The 16,684-nt window shown below is 64.5% G+C and carries 15 protein-coding genes; 7 read left to right on the forward strand and 8 right to left on the reverse strand.

Annotation, left to right across the window (positions count from 1 at the left end):
* Window position 1 precedes the first annotated feature (1 nt).
* Entirely contained in the window at window positions 2–1,297 is a 1,296-nt protein-coding gene (gene ftsY, locus ACYQ12_RS16560) for a signal recognition particle-docking protein FtsY (RefSeq protein WP_488193316.1), read from the reverse strand.
* Window positions 1,298–1,912: 615 nt separating this feature from the next.
* Between ftsY and rsmD the strand changes: the two genes are divergently transcribed.
* Together rsmD and ACYQ12_RS16570 are read left to right on the forward strand one after the other, a co-directional pair.
* Window positions 1,913–2,530, forward strand: coding sequence for a 16S rRNA (guanine(966)-N(2))-methyltransferase RsmD (rsmD, locus tag ACYQ12_RS16565; RefSeq protein WP_459873886.1), 618 nt, complete (start codon window positions 1,913–1,915; stop codon window positions 2,528–2,530).
* Between the two features lie 81 nt (window positions 2,531–2,611).
* Window positions 2,612–2,806: a cell division protein ZapB gene (locus tag ACYQ12_RS16570; RefSeq protein ID WP_459873888.1), complete on the forward strand. Its 195-nt coding sequence runs from the start codon at window positions 2,612–2,614 to the stop codon at window positions 2,804–2,806.
* A 27-nt stretch (window positions 2,807–2,833) separates the two neighbouring features.
* On the opposite strand, the gene rimI is transcribed toward ACYQ12_RS16570, so the two are convergent.
* The 7 genes from rimI to prfB form a co-directional block, all read right to left on the reverse strand.
* Window positions 2,834–3,298, reverse strand: coding sequence for a ribosomal protein S18-alanine N-acetyltransferase (rimI, locus tag ACYQ12_RS16575; protein ID WP_459873890.1), 465 nt, complete (start codon window positions 3,296–3,298; stop codon window positions 2,834–2,836).
* Entirely contained in the window at window positions 3,288–4,136 is an 849-nt protein-coding gene (locus ACYQ12_RS16580; protein WP_459873892.1) for a hypothetical protein, read from the reverse strand. The genes rimI and ACYQ12_RS16580 overlap by 11 nt, the downstream gene beginning before the upstream one ends.
* Window positions 4,137–4,448 carry a BolA family protein gene (locus ACYQ12_RS16585; RefSeq protein ID WP_459873894.1) on the reverse strand — a complete coding sequence of 104 codons (312 nt, stop codon included), beginning with the start codon at window positions 4,446–4,448 and terminating at the stop codon, window positions 4,137–4,139.
* 218 nt (window positions 4,449–4,666) lie between these two features.
* On the reverse strand, window positions 4,667–6,049 hold the full coding sequence (locus tag ACYQ12_RS16590) for an MFS transporter (RefSeq protein WP_459873896.1): 1,383 nt from the start codon (window positions 6,047–6,049) through the stop codon (window positions 4,667–4,669).
* A gap of 90 nt (window positions 6,050–6,139) precedes the next feature.
* Window positions 6,140–6,526: a hypothetical protein gene (locus ACYQ12_RS16595; protein ID WP_459873898.1), complete on the reverse strand. Its 387-nt coding sequence runs from the start codon at window positions 6,524–6,526 to the stop codon at window positions 6,140–6,142.
* Between the two features lie 190 nt (window positions 6,527–6,716).
* Complete coding sequence (gene lysS / locus ACYQ12_RS16600; RefSeq protein ID WP_459873900.1) at window positions 6,717–8,225, reverse strand: lysine--tRNA ligase; 1,509 nt, start codon at window positions 8,223–8,225, stop codon at window positions 6,717–6,719.
* Between the two features lie 186 nt (window positions 8,226–8,411).
* Window positions 8,412–9,510 (reverse strand): peptide chain release factor 2 gene (gene prfB / locus ACYQ12_RS16605; protein WP_459873902.1). Its coding sequence is split into 2 segments (ribosomal slippage): window positions 8,412–9,434 and window positions 9,436–9,510, totalling 1,098 coding nucleotides; the frame shifts between segments, so codons are not numbered across the junction.
* Window positions 9,511–9,721: 211 nt separating this feature from the next.
* Here prfB and ACYQ12_RS16610 point away from each other — a divergent pair.
* The 5 genes from ACYQ12_RS16610 (at window position 9,722) to ACYQ12_RS16630 (ending at window position 16,678) form a co-directional block, all read left to right on the forward strand.
* A complete protein-coding gene (locus ACYQ12_RS16610; RefSeq protein ID WP_459873904.1) occupies window positions 9,722–11,314 on the forward strand; it encodes a peptide ABC transporter substrate-binding protein in 1,593 nt (530 codons plus the stop codon).
* A 250-nt stretch (window positions 11,315–11,564) separates the two neighbouring features.
* Entirely contained in the window at window positions 11,565–13,154 is a 1,590-nt protein-coding gene (locus ACYQ12_RS16615; protein ID WP_459873906.1) for a peptide ABC transporter substrate-binding protein, read from the forward strand.
* 45 nt (window positions 13,155–13,199) lie between these two features.
* Window positions 13,200–14,780 (forward strand): peptide ABC transporter substrate-binding protein, encoded by a 1,581-nt coding sequence (locus ACYQ12_RS16620; RefSeq protein ID WP_459873908.1) that lies wholly within the window; start codon window positions 13,200–13,202, stop codon window positions 14,778–14,780.
* 39 nt (window positions 14,781–14,819) lie between these two features.
* Window positions 14,820–15,746, forward strand: coding sequence for an oligopeptide ABC transporter permease OppB (gene oppB / locus ACYQ12_RS16625; RefSeq protein ID WP_459873910.1), 927 nt, complete (start codon window positions 14,820–14,822; stop codon window positions 15,744–15,746).
* A gap of 38 nt (window positions 15,747–15,784) precedes the next feature.
* Complete coding sequence (locus ACYQ12_RS16630) at window positions 15,785–16,678, forward strand: ABC transporter permease (protein ID WP_459874543.1); 894 nt, start codon at window positions 15,785–15,787, stop codon at window positions 16,676–16,678.
* Window positions 16,679–16,684 lie beyond the last annotated feature (6 nt).

Here is a 16,684-nt window from a genome sequence, read left to right on the forward strand (position 1 = left end):
CTTAGGATTCAGCCGTGTCCCGTTCGAATAACGCCTTGACGAAATCCTGTGCCGCGAAGGGGCGCAGATCGTCCAGCGATTCACCTACCCCGATATAGCGAAGGGGTGTATTGAGCTGCTTGGCCAGCGCGAAGATGATGCCCCCCTTGGCGGTGCCGTCGAGCTTGGTCAGGGTGATGCCGGTGACAGGAATCGCTTCATTGAACGTCGCCGCCTGGGCCAGCGCGTTCTGGCCGGTACCGGCATCCAGCACCAGCATGACTTCATGGGGAGCGCTTTCGTCGAGCTTGGCCATCACCCGGCGCACCTTCTTGAGCTCCTCCATGAGCGGTCCCTTGTTGTGCAGCCGCCCGGCGGTATCGGCGATCAGTACATCGACCTTGCGCGCCTTGGCGGCGGCCAGAGCGTCGTAGATCACCGAGGCGCTGTCGGCGCCGGTGTGCTGCGCCACCACGGGAACCTGATTGCGCTCCCCCCAGACCTTGAGCTGCTCGACGGCGGCGGCACGGAAGGTATCGCCGGCGGCCAGCATCACGCTACGCCCCTCGGCCTGGAAGCGCTTGGTCAGCTTGCCGATGGTGGTGGTCTTGCCGACGCCGTTGACCCCGACCATCAGGATGACGAACGGCCCTTCTCCCTTGGGCGGCAGGGCCAGCGGAACCGTCACCGGCTCGAGCAGCGCGGTCAGTTCCTCCTGCAACGCCCGATACAGGGCCTCGGAGTCGTTGAGTTCCTTGCGGCTCACGCGTGCCGCCAGCCGGTCGATGATCTCGGTGGTCGCCTCGATGCCCACGTCCGCCATCAGCAGTTGGGTCTCGAGATCCTCCATCAATTCGTCGTCGATCTGCTTCTTGCCCAGGAACAGATTCGCGACACCCTCCGTCAGGTTGGCGCGCGTCTTGCCCAGTCCGGCCCTGATGCGCGAGAACCAGCCTCCCTTGGGCTTTTCCTGCGGCGCGGCAGGCGTCGAGACAGCTTCCGGCAGCGGCTCGTCGGCGTTATCGCCCTCTTCCTCGAGCTGCTCGCGAGTTTCCTGGTGGGCCTGTTCGGCAGCCTCCCTGAGCACCGCGGACTTGTCGGTCTCCTCCGGCAACTCATCGCGTGCCACCTCGTCGCTGACCGCCGCCTCCACTGGCTCGGACCCGGGTTGAGGCACGGATTCAGTCGCATCCGTGGCCAGCGCCTGCGCTGTCGGATCGACCGGCCGCTCTTTCAGTGCCGACTGCCCCGGCTCGGACTCGTCCGGCACTTCGAGCGCCTCGCGGGCCGCTTCGCGCTCGCGAGGCTCGGGCTTCATCTCGACCGGGGGCTGCGTCTCGGGATCCACCTCGTGAACGTCCCCCTCGGGCGCGGTCGCATCCGTAGCCAACGCTTCCGCTGCCGGATCGACTGGCCGCTCGTCAAGCGCCGACAGGCCCTCTCCGGTTTCGGGCGTCTCACGCAGCGACTCGCGGGCCGCTTCACGCTCGCGCGTGTCGGGCTCCACTTCGACAGGCGGCAACGTCTCGGGGGACACCGCATGCACCTCACCCTCGGTGACGGGGGGCTCGACCGCCGCGGCCGCCTGCGCAGCGTCTGCATTTTCCTCGATAGAGGCCTCCCTTTCGGCGGAGGCTTCCTCTTCCTCGCGACGCAGCGCTTCCTGCTCCTGCGCCTGGGACTCTTCCTGCTGCTTCTTCTTACGCTTGAAAAAACCGAACATGGGCGAGAACTGTCCTGGTGTGAATACGGTTGGACAATGCGGCCGGCGACTGGCGCTGCCCACCGTCATGAACACGGCTGCCGTTTCGCGACGTAGGGAGCACCAGCGCGATGCCGAGGGAAGACCGTGCGCCCGGGCGACTCCGCTCTTCCCGAAAGGATGCGCATCATCCTATCACTCCTGCCTGGGTGGGGGTACAATCCGCCGATCATGAGTCGACGTCATTCTGCCCCCCGCTCCCGTCACGCCAAACGCGCCACTTCCCCGCCCCAGGGCCGGGGGACAGGCAAGCTGCGCATCATCGGCGGTGAATATCGCCGACGGCTGCTACCGGTCCCCGACAGCCCCGGGCTGCGCCCCACTCCCGACCGGGTGCGCGAGACCCTGTTCAACTGGCTGAATGCGGTGACCTCGGGACGCCGGGTACTGGATCTTTATGCCGGCACCGGGGCGCTGGGCATCGAGGCGCTGTCACGCGGCGCACGGGAGGCGCTATTCGTCGAGCGCGTCAGCGACGTTGCCCGGCGCCTGCGGGACAATCTCGATATGCTGGGTGCAGCAGGCCAGGTAGTGACGCAGGATGCCGCAGCGTTTCTTGCCGGTTCCGCCACGCCCTTCGGGCTGGTCTTTCTCGACCCGCCGTTTCGCCAGGGGCTGGCGGCCGAGGCGTGTGCACGGCTGGATCAGGATGGCTGGCTGGAGCACGACGCCTTCGTATATGTCGAGACCGAGCATGAACTCGCCCTGACGGTACCTTCGACCTGGATCGTGCATCGCGAGGTGCGTGCCGGAGACGGCATCGGGCGGCTGTATCGCGTGACGTCATGAAATGTTCGCAGTGCCTGCCCCTTGCCGCCGTCGCAGGGGCTGCGTACGCTGACCGCCACCACGCCAATTCAGGAGAATGCCATGAGTATCGAACTCTTCAACCAGCTTGAGCAGAAGGTCCAGAACGCGGTCGACACCATCGAGATGCTGAAGATGGAGGCCGAGGAGTTGCGCGAGGAAAACGGCCGCCTCAAGCAGGAGCGTGACGACTGGGAGCGCCGTCTGGGAGATCTGCTGGGCAAGTTCCAGGGACTGGAGGGCGACACCTCCTCCTGAGACCCGACGCTCCGGTCCGGCCTCACGTCAGGGGGCGAGATCTCGCGACATCAGCACGGCATCTTCGCGTGAGCCATCGGCATGGGAATAATACCCTCGCCGGTGGCCGTCGACCTGAAACCCCGCCGTCTCGTAAAGCTTCAGCGCCGGCGCATTGCTCTGGCGAACCTCCAGCAACAAGCGCTCGCTCCCCCGCTGCATCGCCAGCTCGATCAGTTTCGTCAGCAGATGCCGCCCCACGCCCTGCCGGCGTGAATCGGGCGATACGGTGATCGCCTGCAATTCGGCTTCGAAGGGTAACCAGTGGAGCACGGCAAAGCCGGCCAGCCCGGCATCGCCGGTCACCGCCTGCCGACACGCGCCCCATATCTCGCTACGCTCGTCGGCAAGTGCCGCCTCGAGCAGTGCCGCCGACCAGGGGGATGCCTGCCCGGCCTGTTCGATGGCGACGAGGGCCGCGAGATGCCCGTGAGTCAGGCGCTCAATGTGCACCGCTCGGCTCCGAGGCGTCGCTCCAGGAGGTGTCGGCCCAAGCGGCCTGCCAGCGGGCCAGTTCCGGCCATAATCCGCGCTTGGCATCGGCGGAATTCGCCAGAGTGTGCAGTGACGGAAGCTGCCAGCACGGCAGATCCAAGGTCAGGCACCGGGCCTTTTCGACCTGCAGCACCGACAAAAGCGTTTTCTCTTCGCCGAAGATCAGTAACCGTTCGGGGCGCCAGCCGCGCCGCGCCTGCCCCATGACGAAGGCTCGCATTCCGTCGCGCGCCTCCTCGAGCGGGTCGGAAATCGCGCTCATCCCCGCCATCAGCGGCCAGCGGAACGTCTCGAACGCCGGCTCATCCTCGAGCGCGATGCCTGCGGCACGCAGAAGATTACCCAGCAGCTGCTGCTCGGTGCCGCCCATTTCGGTCTGCTCCGGTACCAGTACCAGCCAACGCTGCTGCAAGACGCCAATCTGCAGCACGAAGCGCAACGGCTCGGCCGTGACTTCCGGGGCAGGCTCTGGCGCGGGGGGGTGACGAGGCTCGGCGTGTTCGCCACGGGCCACGGAGGCCGGCGCCTCCTGCCCGGCATCTTCGTCCTGCAGCAGTGCCCGGGCACGGGCCAGCGAGGGCCGCGGCGCCGCGGGAGGCTCCGCTGGCGCCTCGGTCTTGCCGGCGGCGTCGAGCAGGGCATGCAGGCGCGCGCCAGGCGGCTCGACAGGCGGAGCATCCGCCTGGGGCCATTCGCATGATGGCGTAGGTGCCGCATTGGGCAAGCGATAGCGACTGCTCCAGGCGGTGAGGCCCATCGCCTCGAGATACTGCAGCCGCTGCGGCTCAGTGACCATCTAGTGGCGGCCGCCGCCCCGGCAGTTCGGCGACGCGGGACTCAGGTTGCCGCGCACACGCCACTCGTCGGGAGTGTATAGGTGCAGGGCGAGGGCATGCACCGGGCCCGAGAGCTCATCGGCCAGCACCGAGTAGATCTGTTGATGGCGCTTGACCGGCATCAGCCCCTGGAAGCCGGATGACACCAGCGTCACCTTGAAATGCGTCTCGGAATTGGGGGGAACGTGATGCATGTGACTCTCGTTCTCGACCGTCAGGTAGACCGGCTCGAGAGTCTGCAGCTTGTCTTCGATACGCGCCTGGACGCTCATGGGCGAAGCCTCCTTTGTCGAAAGACCTGATTGTCGAAGGATCGGGTTGATCTAAAGATCGGATTGCCGAAGGGCCCCATTGTAGCGTGTTGCCGCCGCCTGAGCGATGCACTACGGTCAGACTGCAAAATGTCTGCGCTCGGTCATGCGGCGTTAACAATGGGCTAAAGGCACGTTCCGCCTTGCCTGATCGTCGCTCGACGACTTTCGAACATCCCTCAGCGCTTTGCCGCCAGCGGAATCCGCCGTACGCTGAGCAGCAGCGCGAGCACCACCGAGCCACACCCCAGCCACAACGCCAGGGCGATCGAACCGAAGGACAACGCCAGCACCAGACCGACCAGCGCCGTCCCCAGCGACTGGCCGAAGGTGCGCACCGAGGCCAGGATGCCTGAAGCGTTGGCACTCAACTCGAGCGGCACGCTACCGATCATCTCGCGATTGTTGGGGGCCTGGAACAACCCGTAGCCGAGACCGCAGAGCGTGGCACGCCAGACGATATCGAAAGTGGTCGCCGCCGTTCCCATCAGGGCGAACGCCAGCATGCCCAGCAGGAAGATCCCCAGGCCCAGCGACGACAACAGCGTCGGGTTGACGCGATCCGCCAGGCGTCCGGCCAAGGGCCCGGAAAACATCAGCGCCAGCGGCCATGGCGTGAACAGCCACGCCGCCTGCAAGGGGGAAAGATCCATCTGCGTCTGGTACAGGAACGGCAACCCGACGAAAGCCGCGCCCTGGGCCACGAAGGCCAGCAGGGACACCGCGGCAGCCAGCGCGAAGCGCGGCTCCTCGAACATGACCAGCGGTACCAGCGGCCGCGGTGCGCGACGCTGCCGCCACACGAAGAGCCCGGTACACACCCCGCTCGCCACCAGCGGTACCATGACGATAATTCCGCGCTCGCCGTGACCGAAGCGATCGATGGCAAGGACGAAGCCGCCCAGCATGACGGCCGACAGCAGCGCTCCCGCCCAGTCGAACGCTCCGGGCCGGGCCGGCTCTCGCGGCAAGGCACGCCAGGCGAGCCATAGCGCCAGTACGCCGATGGGTACATTGATGGCGAACAGCCACGGCCAGCTGGCGAGATACAGGATGCCGCCCCCCAGCGACGGCCCGAAAGCGATCCCGAAGGCGACGACGAAAGTGCTCAGACCGATGGCCGAGCCCAGCAGACGCGGCGGAAAGATGACCCGGTACAGCGAAGGACCAATGCTGAGCATGGCAGCCGCGCCGATGGCCTGCAGGGCGCGGGAGAGCAGCAGCAGCTCCAGCGAGCGGGACAGGGCACAGCCCAGTGAGGCCAGCGTGAACACCACCAGACCGCCGATGTAGAGGCGGTAACGTCCGACAAGGTGGCTGAGCGCAGCAAAGGACAGCAGCGACGCGGCGCAGACGAGCTGGTAGATGTTGGTTATCCACACGGCGTGGGAGCCCGCGACTTCGAACTCCTGCGCCAGGGTCGGCAGCGCGATGTTGACGATGCCGCTGTCAAGCACGGCCATGAGGGTGCCCATGATCAATGTCAGCACCGCCAGCCGGCGTTGCGGACCCGGCAGGCCGCTGTCGCCGGGCTGCGTTTCGAACAGCCGACCTAACAGCACGCGACGGGCAGGCTCGTCCTTCCGCGCCCATTCCGTAGCGGAGAGCGCAGAGAGTCCGTCGCGAAAAGGCAGAGTACCCTGGAAACCACCTTACTCCTCATCGGTTTCCAGCAGCAGTTCGTCATCGACTTCGGAAACTTCCAGCGGCGCCTCGTCGTCGAGGTCGATGGCCAGATAGCTGTGCTCGACGCTGAGGAACTGCTTGAACAGTGCCCAGTTCAGCTCCGCCGGCCACTGGCGCTCATCCTCCTCCCAGGCACGCAGCTCGCTCTCCAGAATATCGGCAAAGCGATCGTGCACGAAGGCCTCCAGCGCCTCGGGCGTATCCATCTCGGGAATCAGGTAGACGGTATTTTCCCGATCGATATCCTGAAGCGTCAGGTCATCATCGCCTACCGTGGGCTCCAGCGAGTTGATCCAGTCCACGAATGCCTGGGTCGGCTTGACGCTCAGAGCAGAGCGATTGAGCAATTTCATCCTTCGGCCTCCACGACTCGAAACGACGCTCATTATGGTCGTTCGCCACGTCTCTTACCAACACTATCCCGTGCAATGACGCAGATTCGCGCCATGACCCGGCTTTGCGCCGGCCTGGAAGCGCCGACGACGAGACACGAGGAGCATATCCCCACTCCCTCGCGTCTCGCCGGAAGCCGTGGATAGCGCCTCAATCGGCCTGGGGACGCATCGCGGGGAACAGCAGCACGTCGCGAATCGACGGGCTGTCGGTGAACAGCATCACCAGACGATCGATCCCGATCCCCTCGCCCGCCGTCGGCGGCAGGCCGTACTCCAATGCCCGTACGTAATCGGCATCAAAATACATCGCCTCGAGATCGCCGGCCTCCTTCTCGGCCACCTGCGCGGCGAAACGTTCGGCCTGATCCTCGGCATCGTTGAGCTCCGAGAATCCGTTGGCGATCTCGCGGCCGCCGACGAAGAACTCGAAACGGTCGGTGACGAACGGGTTGGCATCGTTGCGCCGCGCCAGCGGGCTGACCTCGGCCGGGTACTCGATGATGAAGGTCGGCTGGTCGAGCTGGTGCTCGGCGACCTCCTCGAATATCTCGGTCTGCAGCTTGCCGAGCCCCCAGCCTTCCTTGACCTGCAGCCCCAGTTTCATGGCCGTGTCGCGGGCCGCCTCGAGGGTGTCGATATCGGCATCGGCGATGCCGTCGCCATACTCGAGGATAGCCTTGCGCAGCGTCAGCCGACGGAACGGCTGCCCCAGGTCGTACTCGGTACCCTGATAGTTGAGTACGGCGGTTCCCAGCACTTCCTCGGCGGCATTGCGGATCATCGCCTCGGTCAGGTCGAGCAGGTCCCGGTAATCCGCATAGGCCCAGTAGAACTCGAGCATGGTGAACTCGGGGTTGTGACGCGTCGACAACCCCTCGTTGCGGAAGTTGCGGTTGATCTCGAAGACCCGCTCGAAGCCGCCCACCACCAGGCGCTTGAGATACAGTTCGGGCGCGATGCGCAGGTACATGTCGATGTCCAGCGCATTGTGATGGGTGATGAACGGTCTCGCCGTAGCCCCGCCGGGAATCGGCTGCAGCATCGGCGTCTCGACTTCCATGAAGCCGCGCGCCTCGAAGAAGCGCCGGATCGAAGCGATGACTCCGGCACGCACCTCGAAGGCCCGCCGCGACTCGGGGTTCATGATCAGATCGACATAGCGCTGGCGGTAGCGCGCCTCGGTGTCGGTCAGGCCGTGGAACTTGTCGGGCAGCGGGCGCAGGCTCTTGGTCAGCAGTCTGGCCTCGACCATCATCACGTAGAGATCGCCCTTGCCGGACTTGTGCACCGGGCCGCGTGCAGCGACGATATCGCCAATGTCCCAGCCCTTGACGTCCTCCAGCACGTCTTCCGGCAACCCTTTCTTGTCGACGTAAAGCTGGATCTGACCGGAGACGTCCTGAATGACGATGAACGGGCCGCGCTTGCGCATGATGCGCCCGGCCACGGCCGCCTGGCGGTCGAGCGCCTCCAGTTCGGCCTTGTCCTTGTCGCCCAGCTCATCGATCAGCTCTGCCGCCAGACTGTCGCGGCGAAAGTCGTTGGGGAAGGCACTGGTGCCGGTGGCAGCCGCATGCTCGCGCCGCGCGGCCAGCTTGGCACGACGCTCCGTTATCAGGTGGTTTTCGTCGTGCTGGGGAGAATCCTGGTTCGCCATGGTTCTGCCTGTCTATGGAAGGTCGCTATCGATTTGTGGCGCGATTGGTGTGCCACCCAGGTCGAGACGCGTCATGAGCGACGACGAGGCCAGGCGCGGCGATGCGAATCAGCGCAGTGGACGTGGTTGTCCATGAGCATGATGAGCAGCGCCGCAACACCGCCTCGTCGAGCGCAACAGCGTCGCTCAAAGGCCCTGTTTGAGGCTGGCCACGATAAACTGATCCAGATCCCCGTCGAGCACCCGGTCGCAGTTGCTGGTCTGCACCCCGGTACGCAGATCCTTGATGCGCTGATCGTCGAGTACATAGGAGCGGATCTGACTGCCCCAGCCGATATCGGACTTGCTGTCCTCGGCCTGCTGCTTGGCGGCGTTACGCTTCTGCATTTCCAGCTCATAGAGCTTGGCCTTGAGCTGCTTCATGGCGAAGTCGCGGTTGGCATGCTGGCTGCGCTGGGTCTGACATGACACCACCACCCCGGTCGGCTCGTGGGTGATGCGCACCGCCGAATCGGTGGTATTGACGTGCTGGCCGCCGGCACCGGACGAGCGATAGGTGTCGACACGCAGATCGGCGGGGTTGATATCCACCTCGAAGCTGTCATCGACTTCCGGCGACAGGAACACCGAGGCGAACGAGGTATGTCGACGGCCGCCGGAATCGAACGGGCTCTTGCGCACCAGGCGATGCACGCCGGTTTCGGTACGCAGCCAGCCGAAGGCGTACTCGCCCTGGACGTGGATCGTCGCCGACTTGATACCCGCCACCTCGCCGGCGCTGACTTCGACGATCTCGACCTTGAAGCCGTGATGCTCGGACCAGCGCAGATACATGCGCAGCAGCATGTTGGCCCAGTCCTGGGCCTCGGTGCCGCCGGAGCCGGCCTGAATGTCGAGATAGGCGTTGTTGGCATCCATCTCGCCTGCGAACATGCGCCGGAACTCGAGCTTCTCGAGCGCTTTCTCGAGGCGTCCGAGCTCTTTCTCGACCTCTTCGACGGTACCCTCGTCGTCCTCCATCACCGCCAGCTCGAGCAGTTCGCTGCTGTCGGCGAGCCCGCGGTCGAGTTCGTCGATGGTTTCCACCACCAGCTCCAGCGCGGCGCGCTCCTTGCCCAACTTCTGGGCATAGTCCGGATCGTTCCAGACGTCGGGGTTCTCGAGTTCGCGGGAAACTTCCTCTAGCCGGTCCTTCTTTTCGGCATAGTCAAAGATACCCCCTCAGGATATCTGTCCGCTCGGACAGCTCCTTGATGAGGTTGTTGATCGGATTGATCTCTTGCATGGGAATCCTGTTCTGGCGTACGTAAACAAGACGTGGGCCCCTCAATGTCTCGAGCAGGCCGCGAAAGGGAAAAGACGCCTATTGTAGCCAAACGCCGATCAGGCGTCATCCTGCGCCGGCAGTGGGCGGCTTTACCCATCTCCCCGATGCGCTATCATCCGAAACATGCCTTTACATTGATTGTTCACGCTACCCACTGAAGGGATCTCACATGTTCGCGCCCACCTCGTGCGCCCGGGCCATCGGCCTGGCCATCGCCCTGTCGTCGCTCCCCCTCTCCGCCGCCACGCTGGATGTCGGTATTTCCGGTGACCCCGCGTCGCTCAGTCCGGCCAAGCTTACCGGCGGGGTCTGGGAGGAGGACGTGATGCGCGACATCTTCGAGGGACCGATCGCCATCGACGCCGAGGGCCAGATCATTCCCGGCGCCGCGAGTGACTGGGAGGTATCGGAGGACGGCCTCACCTACCGCTTTCATCTGCGCGATGGCCTCACCTGGTCCGACGGCACGCCCCTGACCGCCAACGACTTCGTCTTTGCCTACCGCCATCAGGTCGACCCGGCCACGGCGTCCAACTACGCTCACCGTCTCTACCCGATCGTCAACGCCCAGGCGATCAATGCCGGCGATAAACCGCTGGAAAGCCTTGGCGTCGAGTCCGTGGATGGCGGCAAGACGCTGCAGATCACCCTGACCGAGCCCACCGTCTACTTCCTCAAGACCCTGGTGCTGCCATTCGCCTACCCCATCCCGCAGCACGCTTACGAACAGTACGGCGAGGCCTGGAGCCGTCCCGAGAACATCGTGGTCAATGGCGCTTTCAAGCCAGTCGAGTGGGTCTCGCATTCGCAGCTCAAGACGCTCAAGAACCCGCGCTATCATGACGCCGCCAACGTCTCGCTCGACGGCGTCACCTTTTATCCCCTGGAGGACAAGAGCGCCGGCATCCAGCGCTTTCGCGCCGGCGAGCTCGACGTGCTGCGCGACTACCCGGCTGCGCAGTACTCACATCTCACCGAGATCCTGCCCGACGCCACCCACCTGTTCCCGTCGCTGGGCACTTACTACTACGTCTTCAATACCCGCGAGGGCTCGCCGGTGGCCGACCCGCGCATCCGCGAGGCGCTGAGCCTGGCGATTCGTCGCGACGTGATCGCCGACAAGCTACTTCAAGGAGCGGTGGAGCCGGCAACGTCGCTGGTACCGCCGGGCACCAGCGACTACCAGGCGCAGTCGCAGCCGGGGCTGGAGGCGCCGATGGAGGATCGCATGGCCCGTGCCCGCCAGCTGATGCAGGATGCCGGTTACGGCCCCGACCATCCGCTCGCCCTGACCCTGCGCTTCAACAGTGGCGACGAGCATCGCCGCATCGCCGTAGCCGTCGCCGCGATGTGGAAGCCGCTAGGCGTGGACGTCGAACTGCGCAACAGCGAGGCCAACGTGCATTATGCCGATCTGATGGAAGGCGATTTCCAGGTTGCCCGCGCCGCCTGGATCTCCAGCTACGACGATGCCCAGAATTTCCTGCAGTTACTGTCCGCCGAGACCAACAACTACGGCGCCTATCACAACGACAAATACGATGCCCTGCTGGCCGAGTCCGACAACGAGCGGGATGCCGGCAAGCGCGCCGACCTGATGCAGCGCGCCGAGTCGCTGGGGCTCGGCGACTACCCGTTGACACCGATCTATACCTACAGCTCGCGCAACCTGGTGGCGCCTTCGCTCAGCGGCTGGCACGACAACGCCCTGGACATGCATCCCTCGCGCTGGATTCACCTGAGCGAAGGACATGACGGATAAGAGCACGATGAACGTCGAGCGGTACTGGACTAAAGTTTCAATGTTAAATTTTTAACATCGAAAGTGCGGTCTTGTGCGCTTTTTGCCCAGCATCATGCAAAAAATCTAACGCTCTATCGAGCATTTGCATTAGACGACACTGTGTTGAACGGGGGAAGGTAAGGCATTCGGGGCACAATGTGCGTTCGTTTTCACCTTTGTGAATGCATTCACACGCCGCGCCACAACAACAAGTCGGAGCCTGTATCCTATGTTCAAGCCGTCCTCCTCTCATGTATTGAGCGCACTGGCCCTGTCCGGCGCGCTGTTCGCTTCGCCGGTATTTGCCCAGACGCTGAACATCGGCGAGATGGGTGAACTCGCCTCCTTCGATACCTCGCAGGTTTCCGGCGGGGTCTGGGAGTCCGACATCCTCATGGATGTCTACGAGGGGCTGGTCAAGGAAAGCGCCGAGGGCGAAGTCCTGCCCGGCATGGCCACCGACTGGGACGTCTCCGAGGATGGCCTGACCTACACCTTCCATCTGCGCGACGACGCCAGGTGGTCCGACGGCGAGCCGGTCACCGCCGAGGACTTCGTGTTCGGCTGGCGGCACCTGCTCGATCCCAAGAGCGCCTCGAAGTACGCCTATAATCTCTACCCGGTCAAGAACGCCAAGGCGGTCAACACCGGCAAGCAGCCGCTCGACGCCCTGGGCGTCGAGTCGTTGGACGAGGGCCGTACCTTCCGCGTGACCCTCGAGCAGGCAACCCCCTACTTCGTCCAGTTGCTGACCCACTACACCGCCTATCCCCAACCCAAGCACGTGGTCGACGAATACGGCAGGGACTGGACGGACATGGGCCATATCGTGACCAACGGCGCCTTCCATCCTGTGCAGTGGGTTTCGCAGTCGCGTATCACGGCCGAGAAGAACCCCGAGTACTACGACGCCGACCAGGTCAGCCTCGACAAGGTCAACTATTTCACCACCGAGGATCGCAACGCCGGCATCTCGCGCTTCCGTGCCGGCGAACTGGACGTGCTGCGCGAGTATCCCTCCAGCCGCTACCAGTGGCTCAAGGAACACCTGCCCGAGGCCACCCACATGGGCCCCTACCTGGGCAACTACTATTACGTGCTCAATCAGCGGGAAGGGGCGCCGACCGCCGACCCCAAGGTCCGCGAAGCGCTCAACCTGGTGGTCCGTCGCAATGTCCTGGCCAAGCAGATCATGGCGGGCACCTTCCTGCCGGCCTATGCCTTCGTGCCGCCGGGGGTGAACCACTATCAGCGCCAGCCGGTCCCGTTCAAGGACATGTCCATGGACGAACGCCTGGCCAAGGCCCAGCAACTGATGAAAGAAGCCGGCTACGGTCCCGGTCATCCGTTGACACTGACACTGCGCTACAACTCCAGTGACGAGCACAAGAAGATCGCCATTGCCGTGGCGGCGATGTGGAAACCGCTCGGCGTTGAGGTGCAGATGCAGCAGTCGGAGGCGACCGTTCACTATCAGGCCCTTCAGGAGGGTGATTTCGACGTCGCCCGCGCCGCCTGGGTCGCCGACTACAACGACGCCGAGAACTTCCTCAATCTGCTTCACAGTGGGGTCGGCAACAATTACGGCGCCTATGACGACGAGCGGTTCGACGAACTGATGGACAAGGCTGCCAAGACCCTCGATGCCGACGAGCGTGAAACGCTCATGCAGCAGGCCGAACAGACGGCGATGAATGACAATGCCGTAATCCCCCTGCTGTTCTACGTGACGCGCAACCTGGTCAATCCCGAGCTCGAGGGCTGGCAGGACAACGCCATGGATCGCCACCCCTCACGCTGGGTGACGTTCGCGCCCTAAGCTCTGTCTGAAAAATCGACGAGCGATAGCCTCCGGAGTCCTGCCATGTCCCACTACCGCCTATTGCCGGCTGCGCTCCTGTCCCTAGCTCTGGCCGTGTCGCCGCTGGGTCACGCCGCCACGCTGCATATCGGCAACAATGCCGAACCCGGCACGCTGGACCCGCAGAAGACCAGCGGTGTCTGGGAAACGCGCATCACCCGCTCGTTGTTCGAGCGGCTGGTCAGCTACGCCGAGGATGGCACGCTGGTGCCGGGGTTGGCGCAGTCATGGCAGATCAGCGACGACGGCAGGGTCTACACGTTTCGTCTGCGCGATGCGCAGTGGTCCGATGGTCGACCGATCACCGCGGGGGACGCCGTGTTCGCGCTGCGCCGACTCCTCGCGCCCGCGACCGCCAGCCACAATGCCAACCTGTATTACGCCATCAGGAACGCGCGCGAGGTGAATACCGGCCAGGCAGCGCCGCAGGCCCTGGGGGTCTCGGCCGTGGATGCGAGGACATTGGTCATCGAGCTTCGCGAACCCACCGCCTATTTCCTCCAGGCCTTGGCGATGGGCGAGGCCTCGCCGCTGCCGGAGCATGCACTCGAGGCCGCGGGCGATGACTGGACCGCGCCCGGCAGGATGGTCTCGAGCGGCGCCTTCACACTGCACTCCTGGCAACCGCAGGCGCGAATCGAAGTCGTCAGGAATCCGCGCTTCTATGCCGCCGACACGGTCGCGCTCGATGGCGCCGTGTTCTATCCCATCGACGACCCCACCGCGGCGCTCAATCGCTTTCGCACCGGCGCGTTGGACATCGCCTATTCCGGCGTCCCTGCCTCGCGATTCGCGTGGGTTACACGCAACCTGCCCGAGGCCCTGCGCGTCGGGCCGCTGGTCGCCGAATATTTCTACATGTTCAATCTTCGCGACGGCCAGCCGCTGGCGGATGCCCGCATACGCGAAGCGCTCAATCTCGCCGTGCGCCGTGAGGTGATCACAGACCGGCTGCTGGGCATGGGCCAGACGCCCTCCTACGGGTACGTGCCCCGCGCCACCGCCGGCGGCACCGCAGGACGGATGACGTTCGCCGACATGCCGATGGAGGAGCGTCTGCAACGCGCCAGAACCCTGCTGCAGGCCGCCGGCTATGGCCCGGGGCACCCGTTTGAACTCGAACTACGCTATAACACGCTGGAGGATCACAAGAAGATTGCCGTGGCAGTGGCGGCGATGTGGAAGCCGCTGGGCGTCGAGGTCAAACTGGTCAACGCCGAGGCCGCGGTACATTACTCGACGATCGGCCAGGGACAGTTTCAGGTCGCCCGCTACGGTATGGTCGCCACCGTCAACGATCCCTACGATTTTCTCGATGCCTATGCCGAAGGCGGCTCGGCGTATCGCAGCAGCGGTTATCGCAATGCCGAGTTTGACACACTGGTGAAACAGAGCACTCATGAGCTCGACCCCGGGCGTCGAGCCGCGTTGATGACCCGGGCCGAGCAGCTGCTGCTCGACGATTACGCCCTGCTGCCGCTCTACGATTACGTGAGCGCCCATCTGGTCTCGCCCAAGGTGAGCGGCTGGCAAAGCACGCCGATGGACGTTCACCCCTTACGCTACATCCGTCTCGAGGATTAAGAACTTGCTCCACCGCCATCCTGAGCGAGGCAGCGCCGCATGCTGAGCTATACGCTGAAACGGCTATTGCAGGCCATTCCCACGCTGCTGATCGTCATCACCATCTCGTTCTTCCTGATGCGCATCGCCCCGGGGGGCCCCTTCGACGGCGAGCGCCAGCTGCCGCCGGAGATCGAGGCCAATCTCAAGGCGGCCTACCATCTCGACGAGCCATTGCCCATGCAGTATCTGCGCTATATGGGCAACCTGCTCCACGGCGACTTCGGCCCGTCATTCAAGTACAAGGACTTCTCGGTCACCGAGTTGATCCTGCAAGGCTTCCCGGTGAGCCTGGAGATCGGCGGCCTGGCCATCGCGCTGGCGCTGCTGATCGGCCTGCCGTTGGGGGTGATCGCCGCCTTGAAACGCAATTCGGCGGCCGATTATGCAGTGATGGGTACGGCCCTGGCCGGCATCGCGGTGCCCAACTTCGTCATCGCCCCGATCCTTGCCCTGGTGTTCGGCGTGCTGCTCGGCTGGCTGCCGGCCGGCGGCTGGAACGGCGGCGCGCTCCCCAACCTGGTGCTGCCGGTGATCGCCCTGTCGATCCAGCAGATCGCCTACATCGCCCGCATGATGCGCGCCAGCATGATCGAGGTGCTCGGCAGCCATTACATCCGCACCGCCCGCGCCAAGGGGCTTTCCGAGCGCGAGGTGATCCTGCGCCACGCCCTGCGCCCGGCGCTGTTGCCGGTGACCTCCTATCTGGGGCCGGCGGTCGCCGGAATCATCACCGGCTCGGTGGTGATCGAGCAGATCTTCGGCATCCCCGGCATCGGACGCTATTTCGTGCAGGGCGCGCTGAACCGCGACTATACCCTGGTGATGGGCACGGTGGTGTTCTACGGCGCGCTGATCGTGCTGATGAACCTGATCGTCGACCTGATCTATTCCGCTCTCGACCCGCAAATCCGCTATGACGACTGAGCGCCATGACTGATACCACACCTTACAGCGGTCGCAACATGCCGGCCGGCGGCCCCAATCCGCCCGCCGAGCCCGATCCCATAGCCGGCGAGAGCCTCAGCCGAGACGCCTGGCGGCGTCTCAAGCAGAACCGGGCGGCGATGGTCAGCCTGGTGCTGCTGGTCGTCATCGCGGTGGTCTGTGTCGCCGGCCCCTATTTTCTGCCCTGGGACCTGGCCGAGGTCGACTGGGAGGCCTTCACCGCACCGCCGAGCATCGAGAGCGCCCACCTGCTGGGCACCGATGCCAACGGCCGCGATCTGCTCACGCGCACGCTCTACGGCGGCCGGGTGTCGCTGTCGGTGGCGCTGGTCGCCACCCTCGTCAGCCTGGTGATCGGCGTGCTCTACGGCGCCATTTCCGGGTACGTCGGCGGCCGTGTCGACAATGCCATGATGCGTTTCGTCGATATCATGTACTCGCTGCCGTTCATGTTCCTGGTGATCCTGCTGATGGTGGTGTTCGGGCGCAACATCTTCCTGATCTACGCGGCGATCGGCGCGGTGGAGTGGCTCGACATGGCGCGTATCGTGCGTGGCCAGACACTGTCCCTGAAACAGCGTGAGTTCATCGAGGCCGCACATGCCCTGGGTGTCAAGGACAGCGCCATCGTCACCCGCCATCTGATTCCCAACGCTCTCGGCCCGGTGATCGTCTACGTCACCCTCACCGTGCCCAAGGTCATCCTGCTCGAGAGCTTCCTGTCGTTTCTGGGCCTCGGGGTGCAGGAGCCGCTGACCAGCTGGGGGGTACTGATCTCGGAGGGCAAGGACATGATGGAAACCGCACCGTGGATGCTGCTGGTGCCATCGGCGTTTCTCGCCGTGACGCTGTTCTGTCTCAACTTTCTGGGCGACGGGCTTCGCGACGCCCTGGATCCCAAGACCCGTTAGGAAACG

This window comes from Halomonas shantousis, from assembly GCF_054654615.1.

Excerpts from the sequence above, each read along its gene's own strand:
- ftsY (WP_488193316.1), bottom strand. The coding sequence starts at position 1,297 with ATGAAGCCCGAGCCTCGCGAGCGCGAAGCGGCCCGCGAGGCGCTCGAA.
- rsmD (WP_459873886.1), top strand. The coding sequence starts at position 1,913 with ATGAGTCGACGTCATTCTGCCCCCCGCTCCCGTCACGCCAAACGCGCC.
- ACYQ12_RS16570 (WP_459873888.1), top strand. The coding sequence starts at position 2,612 with ATGAGTATCGAACTCTTCAACCAGCTTGAGCAGAAGGTCCAGAACGCG.
- ACYQ12_RS16580 (WP_459873892.1), bottom strand. The coding sequence starts at position 4,136 with ATGGTCACTGAGCCGCAGCGGCTGCAGTATCTCGAGGCGATGGGCCTC.
- ACYQ12_RS16585 (WP_459873894.1), bottom strand. The coding sequence starts at position 4,448 with ATGAGCGTCCAGGCGCGTATCGAAGACAAGCTGCAGACTCTCGAGCCG.
- ACYQ12_RS16595 (WP_459873898.1), bottom strand. The coding sequence starts at position 6,526 with ATGAAATTGCTCAATCGCTCTGCTCTGAGCGTCAAGCCGACCCAGGCA.
- lysS (WP_459873900.1), bottom strand. The coding sequence starts at position 8,225 with ATGGCGAACCAGGATTCTCCCCAGCACGACGAAAACCACCTGATAACG.
- ACYQ12_RS16610 (WP_459873904.1), top strand. The coding sequence starts at position 9,722 with ATGTTCGCGCCCACCTCGTGCGCCCGGGCCATCGGCCTGGCCATCGCC.
- ACYQ12_RS16615 (WP_459873906.1), top strand. The coding sequence starts at position 11,565 with ATGTTCAAGCCGTCCTCCTCTCATGTATTGAGCGCACTGGCCCTGTCC.
- ACYQ12_RS16620 (WP_459873908.1), top strand. The coding sequence starts at position 13,200 with ATGTCCCACTACCGCCTATTGCCGGCTGCGCTCCTGTCCCTAGCTCTG.
- oppB (WP_459873910.1), top strand. The coding sequence starts at position 14,820 with ATGCTGAGCTATACGCTGAAACGGCTATTGCAGGCCATTCCCACGCTG.
- ACYQ12_RS16630 (WP_459874543.1), top strand. The coding sequence starts at position 15,785 with ATGCCGGCCGGCGGCCCCAATCCGCCCGCCGAGCCCGATCCCATAGCC.